This window comes from Mesorhizobium sp. 128a, from assembly GCF_053848025.1.
In genome coordinates this window covers 133,182-145,769 of sequence record NZ_JBSPKY010000002.1, presented here as the reverse complement: position 1 = coordinate 145,769, position 12,588 = coordinate 133,182, and the positions used below count along the sequence as shown (strand labels likewise).

At 64.1% G+C, this 12,588-nt stretch carries 14 protein-coding genes; 8 read left to right on the top strand and 6 right to left on the bottom strand.

Translation table 11 applies throughout. The annotated features are described in order from the left end of the window. The first annotated feature begins 120 nt into the window (after positions 1 to 120). The gene (locus ACWTU9_RS04345; protein WP_455857242.1) at positions 121 to 1,674 is read left to right on the top strand and encodes an acetolactate synthase large subunit; all 1,554 of its coding nucleotides are present in this window, start codon (positions 121 to 123) and stop codon (positions 1,672 to 1,674) included. Between the two features lie 5 nt (positions 1,675 to 1,679). Here ACWTU9_RS04345 and ACWTU9_RS04340 read toward each other — a convergent pair whose 3' ends face one another. Beyond that, positions 1,680 to 1,982, bottom strand: a complete 303-nt coding sequence (locus ACWTU9_RS04340; RefSeq protein ID WP_192258319.1) for a BolA family protein — start codon at positions 1,980 to 1,982, stop codon at positions 1,680 to 1,682. A 168-nt stretch (positions 1,983 to 2,150) separates the two neighbouring features. Here ACWTU9_RS04340 and ACWTU9_RS04335 point away from each other — a divergent pair, with 168 nt between their 5' ends. The 4 genes from ACWTU9_RS04335 (at position 2,151) to ACWTU9_RS04320 (ending at position 6,822) form a co-directional block, all read left to right on the top strand. Further along, the gene (locus ACWTU9_RS04335) at positions 2,151 to 2,780 is read left to right on the top strand and encodes a J domain-containing protein (protein ID WP_142866468.1); all 630 of its coding nucleotides are present in this window, start codon (positions 2,151 to 2,153) and stop codon (positions 2,778 to 2,780) included. 123 nt (positions 2,781 to 2,903) lie between these two features. Continuing rightward, complete coding sequence (cobS, locus tag ACWTU9_RS04330; protein WP_181058211.1) at positions 2,904 to 3,890, top strand: cobaltochelatase subunit CobS; 987 nt, start codon at positions 2,904 to 2,906, stop codon at positions 3,888 to 3,890. 11 nt (positions 3,891 to 3,901) lie between these two features. Then, positions 3,902 to 5,800 carry a cobaltochelatase subunit CobT gene (gene cobT, locus ACWTU9_RS04325; protein ID WP_455857241.1) on the top strand — a complete coding sequence of 633 codons (1,899 nt, stop codon included), beginning with the start codon at positions 3,902 to 3,904 and terminating at the stop codon, positions 5,798 to 5,800. Beyond that, positions 5,797 to 6,822 carry an esterase-like activity of phytase family protein gene (locus tag ACWTU9_RS04320; RefSeq protein WP_455857240.1) on the top strand — a complete coding sequence of 342 codons (1,026 nt, stop codon included), beginning with the start codon at positions 5,797 to 5,799 and terminating at the stop codon, positions 6,820 to 6,822. The genes cobT and ACWTU9_RS04320 overlap by 4 nt, the downstream gene beginning before the upstream one ends. A 9-nt stretch (positions 6,823 to 6,831) precedes the next feature. Here ACWTU9_RS04320 and ACWTU9_RS04315 read toward each other — a convergent pair whose 3' ends face one another. From ACWTU9_RS04315 to rpmB, 3 genes are all read right to left on the bottom strand, one after another. Continuing rightward, complete coding sequence (locus ACWTU9_RS04315) at positions 6,832 to 7,506, bottom strand: hypothetical protein (protein ID WP_455857239.1); 675 nt, start codon at positions 7,504 to 7,506, stop codon at positions 6,832 to 6,834. Between the two features lie 3 nt (positions 7,507 to 7,509). Beyond that, the gene (locus ACWTU9_RS04310; RefSeq protein WP_455857238.1) at positions 7,510 to 8,190 is read right to left on the bottom strand and encodes a queuosine precursor transporter; all 681 of its coding nucleotides are present in this window, start codon (positions 8,188 to 8,190) and stop codon (positions 7,510 to 7,512) included. 119 nt (positions 8,191 to 8,309) lie between these two features. Beyond that, positions 8,310 to 8,606 (bottom strand): 50S ribosomal protein L28, encoded by a 297-nt coding sequence (gene rpmB / locus ACWTU9_RS04305; protein ID WP_454573202.1) that lies wholly within the window; start codon positions 8,604 to 8,606, stop codon positions 8,310 to 8,312. Positions 8,607 to 8,868: 262 nt separating this feature from the next. On the opposite strand from rpmB, the gene ACWTU9_RS04300 reads away from it, so the two are divergent. The 3 genes from ACWTU9_RS04300 to ACWTU9_RS04290 are packed head-to-tail and all read left to right on the top strand — an operon-like array spanning position 8,869 to position 11,305. After that, entirely contained in the window at positions 8,869 to 9,669 is an 801-nt protein-coding gene (locus ACWTU9_RS04300) for a DUF3108 domain-containing protein (RefSeq protein ID WP_455857237.1), read from the top strand. 29 nt (positions 9,670 to 9,698) lie between these two features. After that, the gene (gene yddG / locus ACWTU9_RS04295; RefSeq protein WP_455857236.1) at positions 9,699 to 10,634 is read left to right on the top strand and encodes an aromatic amino acid exporter YddG; all 936 of its coding nucleotides are present in this window, start codon (positions 9,699 to 9,701) and stop codon (positions 10,632 to 10,634) included. Next, positions 10,631 to 11,305 carry a lysoplasmalogenase gene (locus tag ACWTU9_RS04290; RefSeq protein ID WP_455857235.1) on the top strand — a complete coding sequence of 225 codons (675 nt, stop codon included), beginning with the start codon at positions 10,631 to 10,633 and terminating at the stop codon, positions 11,303 to 11,305. Before yddG ends, ACWTU9_RS04290 begins: the two co-directional genes overlap by 4 nt. On the opposite strand, the gene ACWTU9_RS04285 is transcribed toward ACWTU9_RS04290, so the two are convergent. Continuing rightward, a complete protein-coding gene (locus tag ACWTU9_RS04285; RefSeq protein WP_455857234.1) occupies positions 11,280 to 11,720 on the bottom strand; it encodes a cupin domain-containing protein in 441 nt (146 codons plus the stop codon). The two genes, ACWTU9_RS04290 and ACWTU9_RS04285, sit on opposite strands and share 26 nt — an antisense overlap. Positions 11,721 to 11,745: 25 nt before the next feature. Beyond that, positions 11,746 to 12,513: a hydroxyacylglutathione hydrolase gene (gene gloB, locus ACWTU9_RS04280; protein ID WP_455857233.1), complete on the bottom strand. Its 768-nt coding sequence runs from the start codon at positions 12,511 to 12,513 to the stop codon at positions 11,746 to 11,748. Between the last annotated feature and the right edge of the window lie 75 nt (positions 12,514 to 12,588).

Here is a 12,588-nt window from a genome sequence, read left to right as displayed (position 1 = left end):
TGCGCTGCGAGACAGCTGGATCAGACCAAAAGCGCTGGCGGGATATTGCCGTGCCGGCGCTTGCAGGTGCTATTGCACTTTTCGACCGTCTGCTTTGTGACGCCAACCGGAGAGAATTTCATGAATGGCGCCGACCTGCTGTGTGACGTGCTCCTGGCCAATGACGTCACGGTCTGTTTCGCCAATCCAGGCACGTCCGAAATGCATTTCGTTGCCGCACTGGATCGCAAGCCTGAGATGCGGTGCGTGCTCGGCCTGTTCGAGGGCGTGGTGACGGGTGCCGCCGACGGCTATGCGCGCATGACCGACCGTCCCGCGGCGACTCTGCTGCATACCGGGCCGGGCTTGGCCAATGGCCTTGCCAACATGCACAATGCAAGGCGTGCGCGCAGCCCGATGATCAACATTGTCGGCGACCACGCCTCCTACCATCTGCCGCTCGACGCGCCGCTGACCAGCGACATAGAGGGCCTGGCAGCGCCAATGTCGAACTGGGTTGGCCGCGTCAAAGGTCCGGCCGATATCGCCCCGGCAGCGGAGGCCGCCTATCGCGCCTCGCTGACGCCGCCTGGTGTCACGACCCTGATCCTGCCAGCAGATGCTGCCTGGGGCGAGGTTGACGCGGTTTCCCCTGGCAAGGTGAAACTGGCGCCGCCCCCAGCCGTCGACATGGAAGCCGTGCGCGCAGTCGCCGAAGCGATCCGCGCCCGTCCGGGCCGCATTGGCATGGTGGTGCGCGGGCGGGCGGCGCGGGCCGATGCGCTTGAGATCGCAGGCCGAATCTCGGCGGCCGGCGATGTCCGCCTGTTCAGCGAGGTTCTGATCGCCCGGATGCAGCGCGGGCGCGGACGGTTCGCGCCGACGCGCATCCCCTATCCGGTCGATGCGGCGACAGCCACGCTCCGGGATATCGACGTGCTGGTGCTGGTCGGCGCGAAGGAGCCGGTGGCCTTCTTCGCCTATCCGGGCAAGCCGGGACGGCTGGTCCGAGACGATTGCCAGGTGCTCTCGCTGGCGGCCCATGGCGACGATTTGAAAGCGGGGCTGGAGGCGTTGGCCGACGAGCTCGGCATCAAGTCGACGAAGCAATTCACCGTCGCAACCGCCTTTCCCGACGAGCCGATGCCAAGCGGCAGATTGACGGACGACGCGATCGCTCTTTCGGTGGCGCGCAAGCTGCCCGCGAATGCGATCGTCTGCGACGAAGCGGTCACCTCGGCACGGCGGTTCTTCGCGCTGTCGGCCTTTGCTGCCCCGCACGATTATATGATGGGCACGGGCGGATCGATCGGCGGCGGCATTCCGATGGCAACAGGCGCGGCGATCGCCTGCCCGGATCGCAAGGTGATCAATCTCGAAGCCGATGGCAGCGGCATGTACACGGTGCAGGGCCTGTGGACGCAGGCCCGGGAAAAGCTCGACGTGGTCACGATCGTCTTTTCCAACCGGACCTACGCCATCCTGCATGGCGAGATGAAGAATCTCGGCGTGAATTCGATCGGCGAGAACGCCAGGCGCATGCTCGATCTCGACCACCCGGTGCTGGACTGGGTTGCCCTGGCCAAGGGGATGGGCGTGGAAGCGGCCCGCGCCGATACGTGCGAGCGCTTCGACGCGCTGCTCGACAGCGCATTGTCGCGCCCTGGGCCGTTTCTAATCGAAGCGGTGATCTGAGTGGCTTACCAGCGGGTCTTTTCGCCGGGTGCGGCCGGTTCGATGGCGAGCGCATGGACGCCGGCCTTCAACTCCGCCGCCAGCAATTCGTTGACGGCGCGGTGGCGGTCGATACGGCTCATGCCGGCAAAGACCGGCGAGACGATGCGGACGCGAAAATGCGTCTCGCCGGTGCCGTCATAAGCGCCGTGATGGTCTGAGCCGTGGTGGTGGTGACCGGCGTGGAGGTGGCTTTCATTGACGATCACCAGCCGCTCCGGCGAAAACGCCTTGTTCAGCTTGTCTTCCATGGTCGCCTGTATGGACATCGCCACTTCCCTTCACCATATCTGCAAGGCGTGATCGGGAAATCGGGATCGATCTCGCCGGGCCGCCTCAAAAATCGCCATTCGCCCTGCTTTATGCCGCGATTCAGCGGTTAGGGCGATCATCGCGAAAATGTCAATTCTTGTTTCGCGAGTGCGAACAGCCCATAAATGGGTGAGATGAAACCGTACCCCAAATATTTCGAGAAGATTCGGATCCGTCCCGAAAAGGATGCGGAGCTGAAGTCACGCTCGCCGATCTGCCAGTGGGACGGCTGCAAGGAGGCCGGCACCCATCGTGCGCCGGTCGGTCGCATGAAGGAAGGCGAGTATTTCCAGTTCTGCTTCGACCATGTGCGTGAATACAACAAGGGTTTCAATTACTTCTCCGGCGTCCCGGACACCGAGATCGCCCGCTTCCAGAAGGAGGCGATGACGGGCCACCGGCCGACATGGAAGATGGGCCTCGCCGGCGCCTCGACCCGCTCTTCGCCAGATATGGCGCAGATGCGCTCCGGCCGCGCCGGTTATTACAACCGCATGCGCGACCCTTTCGATCTGTTCAAAGGGCCGAAAGACCCGCGCGAGGCGCGCGAACGAAAGGCCAAGCCGCTTGAGGCCAAGGCGCTGGAAACGCTTGGCCTTGATACAAAGGCGACTGGCAAGGACATCAAGGCGCGCTATAAGGAACTTGTGAAGCGCCACCATCCGGATGCGAATGGCGGCGACAGAGGTTCGGAAGACCGGTTCCGCGATGTGCTGCAGGCCTATCGCGTGCTCAAGCAGGCGGGTTTGTGCTGAGCGACCCAACGGTTCGTGTCGTTTTCCAACTTTCATAAGGGTGGAAAAGGCTCTAAGACCGCCCCCGGACAAAATCGATTGCCGGCGAAATCAGGCATTTCGCCCGTGGAGACGTGGATAGAGATGAACAAGGTCGATCGCGACATCGCCAATTTGCCCGACACGACGGTCTCTGTGAAGGACAAATTCGGCTTCGACTCCAAGATGGTGGTGCCGGCATATTCGGTGACCAGCGAACATGTGCCGGACATCGATCCGGACTATCTTTTCGACAAGGCGACGACGCTGGCGATCCTCGCCGGCTTCGCCTACAACCGCCGCGTCATGGTGTCGGGCTATCACGGCACCGGCAAGTCGACGCATATCGAGCAGGTCGCCGCCCGCCTCAACTGGCCCTGCGTGCGCGTCAACCTCGACAGCCATGTCAGCCGTATCGACCTCGTCGGCAAGGACGCCATCGTCGTCAAGGACGGGCTGCAGATCACCGAATTCCGCGACGGCATCCTGCCCTGGGCCTACCAGCACAATGTCGCGCTGTGCTTCGACGAATATGACGCCGGCCGTCCGGACGTGATGTTCGTCATCCAGCGCGTGCTGGAATCGTCTGGCCGCCTGACGCTGCTCGACCAGAGCCGGGTCATCCGCCCGCACCCGGCGTTCCGGCTGTTTTCGACCGCCAACACGGTCGGCCTCGGCGACACGACCGGCCTCTATCACGGCACCCAGCAGATCAACCAGGCGCAGATGGACCGCTGGTCGATCGTCACCACGCTGAACTACCTGCCGCACGACAATGAGGTCAACATCGTGCTGGCCAAGGCCAAGCACTATCGCGACGGCAAGGGCAAAGAGATCGTCAACAAGATGGTGCGCGTCGCCGACATGACGCGCTCGGCCTTCATCAATGGCGATCTGTCGACCGTGATGAGCCCGCGTACCGTCATCACCTGGGCCGAGAACGCCGAGATCTTCGGCAATATCGGCATGGCGTTCCGTCTGACCTTCCTCAACAAGTGCGACGAGCTCGAGCGCTCGGTGGTGGCCGAGTTCTACCAGCGCGCCTTCGGTGAGGATCTGCCCGAGAGCGCCGCCAACGTGGTGCTGGGCTAAGCAGAGCCTCGATGGCGGGTCCGGGCGACAACACGCGCAACAAGTCGAAGACGGGGTCTGAAGCCGACAGCTTCAAGCGCGCCGTCACCGTCTGCATGCGCGCCCTTGCCGGCGACAAGGAGCTTGAGGTCGGTTTCGCCAAGGACAGGCCCGCCCTTGCCGGCAGTCGTGCGCGCCTGCCGGAACTGCCGAAGAAAGCGTCGAAAGAGGATATCGCGATTACCCGCGGGCTCGGCGATTCCATGGCGCTGAAGCGCGCCTGCCACGATCAGCGCATCCACACCAAACTGGCGCCGGAAGGCAAGCTGGCGCGCTCGATCTACGACGCCGTCGAGCAGGCGCGTGTCGAGGCGATCGGCAGCCGCGCTATGCAGGGCGTCGCCGACAATATCGGCTCGATGCTGGAGGACAAATACGCCAAGGCCAACCTCGTCGACGTCAAGGACAAGGCCGACGCGCCGATCGAGGAAGCGCTGGCGCTGATGGTGCGCGAGAAGCTGACCGGCCGCCCGATCCCGAGGAGCGGCGAGCGGCTGGTCGACCTCTGGCGACCCTGGGTCGAGGAGAAGGCCAAGGCCGATCTCGACGGGCTGTCGGCCAAGCTCGGCGACCAGCAGGCCTTCGCCCGCGTCGTGCGCGACATGCTGGCGTCCATGGAGATGGCCGAGGAACTCGGCGACGACCAGGAGACCGAAGACTCCGAGGACAATGACGACAACCAGCCGCAAGGCGAGGAACAGAGCGAGGAGGGCGGCGAAGACGATTCCGGCTCCGAACAGTCGCAGTCCGAGGATGCCGAGGCGTCGGCCGACGACGAACAGTCGTCCGAGACGGAAGCCTCCGACGCCACCGCCGACGATTTGTCCGACGACGACGATGCGGATGCCGAGACGCCCGGTGAGGCGCGCCGCAACGACAATCCCTTCACCAATCTGCCCAAGGAGATCGACTACAAGGTCTTCACCACCGCCTTCGACGAGACCGTTGGCGCCGAGGAACTGTGCGAGGAAGAAGAGCTCGACAGGCTGCGCGCCTTCCTCGACAAGCAGTTGGCCAATCTCTCCGGCGTCGTCGGGCGTCTCGCCAATCGGCTGCAGCGCCGCCTGATGGCGCAGCAGAACCGCTCCTGGGATTTCGACCTCGAAGAGGGCTATCTCGATCCGGCCCGGCTGGTGCGCGTCGTCATCGACCCGATGCAGCCGCTGTCGTTCAAGCAGGAGCGCGACACCAAGTTCCGCGACACGGTGGTGACGCTGGTGCTCGACAATTCGGGCTCGATGCGCGGCCGGCCGATCACGGTCGCAGCCACCTGCGCCGATATATTGGCGCGCACGCTGGAGCGCTGCGGCGTCTCGGTCGAGATCCTCGGCTTCACCACGCGGGCGTGGAAGGGCGGCCAGGCGCGCGAGAAATGGCTGAAGGATGGCAAGCCGCCGAACCCGGGCCGGCTGAACGACCTGCGCCACATCATCTACAAATCCGCCGACCATCCGTGGCGCCGCGCCCGCCGCAATCTCGGCCTGATGATGCGCGAAGGCCTGCTCAAGGAAAACATCGACGGCGAGGCGCTGCTGTGGGCACACAACCGGCTGATCGCCCGGCCTGAACAGCGCAAGATCCTGATGATGATCTCGGACGGCGCGCCGGTCGACGATTCGACGCTGTCGGTCAATCCGGGCAACTATCTCGAGCGTCATCTGCGCGCCGTCATAGAACTGATCGAGACGCGCTCGCCGGTCGAGTTGCTGGCCATCGGCATCGGCCACGATGTCACCCGCTACTACCGACGCGCCGTCACCATCGTCGACGCCGAGGAACTGGCCGGTGCCATGACCGAGCAACTGGCCTCGCTGTTTGCCGAGGAAAACGCGCGCGACACACGCCGTGGCGGCTATCGGCGCGCAGGATGATCTCTTTGCGCGGTGGCTTCAGGCAGACGCTCTTCGCCGCCACTGCCTTGTCCGGCATGGCTCTGGCCCCGGCCATCGCCGCCGGGCCAAGCTCGGTCGAGCCGGTTGAAGTCTCGGCAAGGCCGATCACCACCTTCCATATAGGCAGCGCCGACAAACAGTTCGGTCCGCTGGAGTTCGTCGGCGGGCTGGAGATGACCTCGCCGACGCGCGATTTCGGAGCGCTGTCGGCGTTTCGCTTCCTCAAGCCCGGCGGCGATTTCATCGGCGTCGCCGATACCGGCTTCTGGTTTTTCGGCTCGATCACCCACGATGCCGACAAGCGGCCGTCCGGCATCCAGAATTTCCGCATGCAGCAGATGGTCGATGTATCGGGCCGGCCGATCGACAAGAAATGGCAGGTCGACGCCGAAGGCCTGGCGGTCAAGGACGGCATCGCCACCGTCGGCTTCGAGCGCGATCAACGCGTCGCCCAGTTCAAGATCGACGCCAGCAACATGAAGGCGCCATTCAAGCAGCTGAATTTCCTGGTTCCAGCCCAGGAATTGCGGCAGAACCGCGGCTTCGAGACGGTCACCCACGCCAATCCCTACGGCCAGCACGAGGGCGGCTTGGTCGTGGTCTCGGAGAAGAGCCTCGATAAGGCCGGCAACATCTTTGCCGCCATCATCGAAGGGCCGCACAAGGGCGTCTTCACGGTCAAGCGAAATGGCGATTTCGACATCACCGACGGCGCCTTCCTGCCGGATGGCGACCTGCTGCTGCTCGAGCGCAGTTTCTCCATGGCTGGCGGCGTCAGGATGCGGCTCAGGCGCATCTATGGCGAAAGCGTCGAGAAAGGCGCTGTCGCCGACGGGCCGGTGCTGATGGAAGCCGACATGGGCTATCAGATTGACAATATGGAAGGGCTCGACGTCTGGACCCGTGACGACGGCGCGCTGATGGTGTCGCTGATCTCGGACGACAACCATTCGATCCTGCAGCGCAACCTCTACCTGGAATTTATTCTCCATCAGGATTGAGCCGGCGGCCTATGCCGGCTTCGTTGCGATCCAGATGACGTGGCGGGCGCCGCGCTTGCCATTGGCGCGCGTCTTCACTTCGTCCACGACAAAGCCCGCTTGCTTGAGCCTGCGCGTAAAGCCACTGTCCGGCCCTTGCGACCATACCGCCAGCACACCGCCGGGCTTCAGTGCGGCACGCGCAGCGCCGAGGCCAGCGGCGCCATAGAGAGAATCGTTGCCCTTGTGGACGATCGCCTCTGGGCCGTTGTCGACATCGAGCAGGATGGCATCCCAGGCGGCCTTGTCGGACCTTATGGTGTGCCCGACATCGGCTTCGCGGACGCTCACGCGGGGATCCTCAAGGCAGCCGGCAAACAGCTCTGCCATCGGGCCGCGTGCCCAGGCGATAACCGCCGGAACAAGCTCGGCGACGGTGACGCCTGCGTCGGCGCCCAACTCGGCGATGGCGGCGCGCAGGGTAAAACCCATACCGAGGCCGCCGATCAGGATTTTCGGTCGGCTCTGTCCGGCAATCCTGTCGCAGGAGAGTTTTGCCAGCGCTTGCTCGGAACCGCTTAGGCGGCTGTTCATCAGCTCGTTGGTGCCGAGCATGATCGAGAATTCAGCCCCGCGCTGCTTTAAGCGCAGTTCCTGGGCGCCGTCGGGCGTCTTTGCAGCGTCGAGCTGGACCCAGGGGATCACGGCCTAGACCGCGACCGCCGGCTGGCTCCAGCGGGCGGCGAGCAGCCGGTAGGGGATCAGCGCCACAACGGCGATGATCAGCTTCACCGAGAGATCGCCGAGCGCCCAGGAGACCCAGCGCATGGTCTCCACCGGCAGCACGCCCATCAGCGGCGCCGTTTCCAGCGCAAAGCTGTCATTCGGGCCGGCAAAGGCGAAGAGGGCGGAAAAGGCGATGCTGAAGAACACGACGGTGTCGAACACCGAGCCGACCAGCGTGCCGACGATCGGCGCGCGCCACCAGCTCTGGCGGCGCAGCCGGTTGAACACGGTGACGTCGAGCAACTGCGCGCAGAGGAACGCAGCACCCGAAGCCGCCGCAATGCGCACCAGCCGGTCGGCGGCGGTCTCGAATTCGATCAGCCCGTGGCGAAACAGGAAGGGCGGGATGAGGATCGAGCAGATCACCGCCGTCATGAAGCCGACAAAGACGATGCGGCGCGCCACGGTCGGGCCGTAGCGACGGTTGGCAAGGTCGGTGACCAGGAAGGAGAACGGGTAGGTGAAGGCGCCCCAGGTCAGGATGTCGGCCAGCGACAGGCTGCCGACCTGGCCCTGCATCGGAAACTGCACAAGGATGTTCGATGCCACGACGACAAGCGCCATGGCGGCCACAAAGGGCAGATATCGCGAGAAGGAAGTCATTTTTTTATCCTGGGTAATGGAACCAGCCAGGCGCTATCCGAAGTTCGGATGGCGCTGCCTTATGATTTTGAGCATCGGATCCTCCGATGCTCAAGGCGGTCGTCCCCCGCCTTAAAGTCTTAAGCGGCGGGCTGATCGGCCTGTTTCTTGGCGATCTGCTTCTTCAAGAGGCGCGCACGCTGCGACAGTTCCTTGGCGTCGGCCTTGGCCAGGAAGGCGTCTAGGCCACCGCGATGCTCGACCGAACGCAGCGCGTTGGCCGAAATGCGCAGGCGCACATTCTGGTTCAGCGCTTCCGAAATCAGCGTCACATTGACGAGGTTCGGCAGGAAGCGACGCTTGGTCTTGTTGTTGGCGTGGCTCACATTGTTGCCGGTCTGGACTGCCTTGGCAGTGAGTTCGCAGGTGCGGGACATGGTTCTAACCTTCAGTTCTGTCTAAGCCTGCCAAACCATTTTCGCCCGCGCCGGGCGGCGCGCGGTTTCAGTCAGGCGGCCTTATGGAAAAAGTTGGCGTTCCATAGTTGCATTTCGCCGGGGCGTCAAGCTCCGGCGTACCCAAGGCTGTGACGGGCATTTCACATAAAGGCCGGAATTCAGCCTATAAGCGGTCGCATAGGGACATTGCAAGCCGGAGTCGCCCACCTCCGGCTTTGAGAATCGAGGACCGATCCCCGCCATGCTTCGTCCGTCACATGCCCTTGTCGCCATGCTTGTCGCTGCCTTGCCCACCTCAACCCTTGCCGCCACCCCAGCGGCCGCTCCGCAGTCCTTCAAGGGCGAATACACGGTATCCTTCCTCGGCCTTTCGGTGGCCAAGGCGACATTTTCCAGCCGCTACCAGGGCGACAGCTATGCCATAGACGGCACCGTCGCGGCAGCCGGTCTCGCCACCTTGTTCGACGACACGAGCGGCACGATCTCGTCAAAGGGCAAGATCCTGGGCAAGCAGATGCAGCCGCAGGCGTTTCGCGCCGATTACAAGTCCGGCAAGAAGGCTTCCGTGGTCGACATCCGCTTTGCCAATGGCGCTGTCACCGCCACCCGGGTCATTCCCGAGCCGAAAAAGCGCAACCCCAAGACCTGGATACCGCTGGGCAGCAACGATCTGGCAGCGGTGCTCGACCCGATGGCCGCCACCGTCATCCATGCCGACAGCCTCGACAAGGTCTGCGGGCGCAAGGTGAAGTTCTATGATGGCGAGATGCGCGCCGACCTGACGCTGACCTATGCCTCGAAGGGCTCGATCTCGGTCAAGGGCTACAAGGGCGACACCGTCACCTGCAAGATGGGATTCGAACCGGTGGCGGGCTACCGAAAGGGCCGCAAGGCGCTGAATTACCTGAAGAACAAGAGCCAGATGATGGTGACGTTTGCACCGCTCGGCCAAACCGGCGTATATGCGCCGATCCACGCCACGGTCGGGACCCAGATCGGCACCTTGACCGTCAGTGCGCGGCGATTTGAAGCTGTTGAATAGACGCGTTTTGCGCGTCGCCGGAGACGGGCATGGCGCGCGCAACACTGATCGGCTTTTCGGCGGTTGCCATGTGGGCGCTGCTGGCATTGCTCACCGACGCGTCGGGCACTGTCCCGCCCTTCCTGCTGTCGGCCATCACCTTCACCATCGGCACCGCGGTAGGGCTGGTCGCCAGGCTGTTCATGCCGCCGAGCGGCAAAAGCCAGAAGATTCCACGTCAGGTATGGCTGATAGGCATTGCCGGCCTGTTCGGCTACCACTTTTTCTACTTCACCGCGCTGCGTAACGCGCCGGCGGTGGAGGCAAGTCTGATCGCCTATCTGTGGCCGCTGCTGATCGTGCTCGGTTCGGCGCTGATGCCGGGTGAGAAGCTGGCCTGGAACCATGTCGTGGGAGCGCTGCTCGGGCTCGCCGGCACCGTCCTCATCGTGACCAAGGGGGGTGGTCTGGCCTTCGATGCGCGCTACACCTTCGGCTATGCCATGGCGGCCGTTTGCGCGCTGCTGTGGTCGTCCTATTCGCTGCTGTCGCGGCGTTTTCCGGCGGTGCCGACCTCGATCGTCACCTGGTTCTGCGCCGCCACGGCAGCGCTTTCGCTCGTCTGCCATCTCCTTTTGGAACAGACGGTGCTGCCCAACGGCGCCGGCCAATGGCTGGCTGTGCTCGGTCTTGGGCTGATGCCGGTGGGTGCGGCCTTCTACGCCTGGGATATCGGCGTCAAGCGCGGCAACATCCAGGTGCTGGGCGCGGCGAGCTACGCCGCGCCGCTTCTGTCGACTCTGGTGCTGATCGCGGCCGGCGTCGCCGAGCCGTCGCTGCGCATCCTCGCCGCCTGCGTGCTGATCACCGGCGGCGCGGCATTGGCGGCCAAATCGCTGTTTCTGCGCAAACCTGCGGTGGCTGAGCGTGGAGCCGGGGCATCCGAAAGTGAAGCCGGGGCATCCGAAGGCGGAGCCAGGGCATGACGATGCCGTTTGCCGGCGGCATCGACGCCAACGCCAATGCGACATTGATTTTTTCGCTGGTGGCGGGGGTGATCTACGCCTTCACCCTGGACATGCGGCCCACACTTGCCCGCTCGGCGGCAAAGACGCTGGCCGTGGCCATGCTTGCCGTGCTCGCCTTCATGCAAGGAGGGCCGCTGCTGCTCGTCGCGGCGCTGGCGCTCAGCGCCGTCGGCGACGCCTTCCTGTCGCGTGACGGCGACAAGGCCTTCCTCGGTGGACTGGCCAGTTTCCTGGCGGCGCATATCCTCTATGTGCCGCTCTTCCTGCGCAGCGGCGGCGGGCTGGACGTGCTGGGCACCGAGACCTGGCGCGGCGCCATCGCGCTCGCCATGGCGGCTTTCGTGGTCGTCATGCTGGCGGCGCTCTGGCGCCGTGTTGGTCCCGGCCTGCGGGTGCCGATCGCCGTCTATATCGCGGCCATCCTGGCGATGGGTGTTTCGGCGTTGACGCTCGACAATCCGTGGGTCATCGGCGGCGCCGTGCTGTTCATGGCATCGGACGGGCTGCTCGCCGCCGAGAAATTCCTCGTGCCGGCAATAGCGCCCTATCGTGCCGGCATGCGCTATGCCGTCTGGGTGCTCTATTACGCAGCCCAGCTGGCAATTACGCTCGGCTTTTTGCCCAGCTAGGCTCCCAGCCGGGTTCGGCCATCTCGAAGGCGGCGAAGTCGAATCCCGGCGCCACGGTGCAGCCGACCAATGTCCATTCGCCGAGGCTGCGCGCCGATTGCCACCAGCCGGCCGGCACGACGATCTGCGGCCGCTCGCCCGCCGCAAGTTCAATGCCGAGCACCTGCTCGATCATTGCACTGCCTTCCTCGCACATCGACAGCGCCAGCGGCGCCCCGGCATAAAAATGCCAGACCTCGGCCGCGTCCTTGACCCGGTGCCATGCGGAAATCCGGTCCTGTTCAAGGAGGAAATAGATCGCCGTCGAATGGCCACGCGCGCCGCTGGCGCCGTCGCGAAAGGTCTCCGCATACCAGCCGCCTTCCGGATGCGGCTTAAGGCCGAGCGTGGCGATGATTTCAGCGGCGCTGGTCATGGCTTTCCCGCAGACGTCACGATGCTCAGAAATTATCTTTGCGCTTGCGGATTTCGGCGAACACGTCGGCATCGCTGGCCTTTTCCATGCCGAGATGCTTGCGGATCGCCGGATCATGCCAGCGCAGGAACGGATTGGTCGACAGTTCCTCGCCGATCGTGGTCGGCAGCGTCGCCTTGTTGTCGGCGCGCAGCGTCTCGATCTTCGCCGCCCGCTCCTTCAGCGCAGAATTGGTCGGGTCGACGGTCAACGCGAAGCGAGCATTGGAGAGCGTGTATTCATGGCCGCAATAGATGACCGTGTCGGCCGGCAGCGCCGCCAGCTTCTTCAGTGAGTCGTACATCACCGGCGGCTTGCATTCGAACAGCCGGCCGCAGCCGAGCGCGAACAGGGTGTCAGCGGTGAACGCCACTTTCGAGGCCGGCAGATGATAGGAGACGTGGCCCGCCGTGTGGCCGGGCGTGGCGATGACATCGATCCGCTCGCCGCCGAGATGGACGACCGAGCCTTGGCCGACGGTCTCGTCGATGCCGGGGATCTTGTCCTTTTCCGCCTCCGGTCCGACGATGCGCAGCTTGAAGCGCTCCTTCAGCGCCAGATTGGCCTCGACATGGTCGACATGGTGGTGGGTGGTCAGGATCATCGTCGGCTTCCAGCCGGTACGCTCGATCGCGGCCAGGATCGGCGCCTCCTCGGGCGCGTCGATGATGGCGGTCTCACCGCTTTTGGGGTCATGCACAAGGACGCCGAAATTGTCGCTGCGGCACATGAACTGTTCGATTTCGACCGGCATTTTCATCTCTCCATCTGTCGCCGCAGACATAGGGCGCTTGGCCCTCGATGTCATCCGGCTTTGTTGAACTTCAGC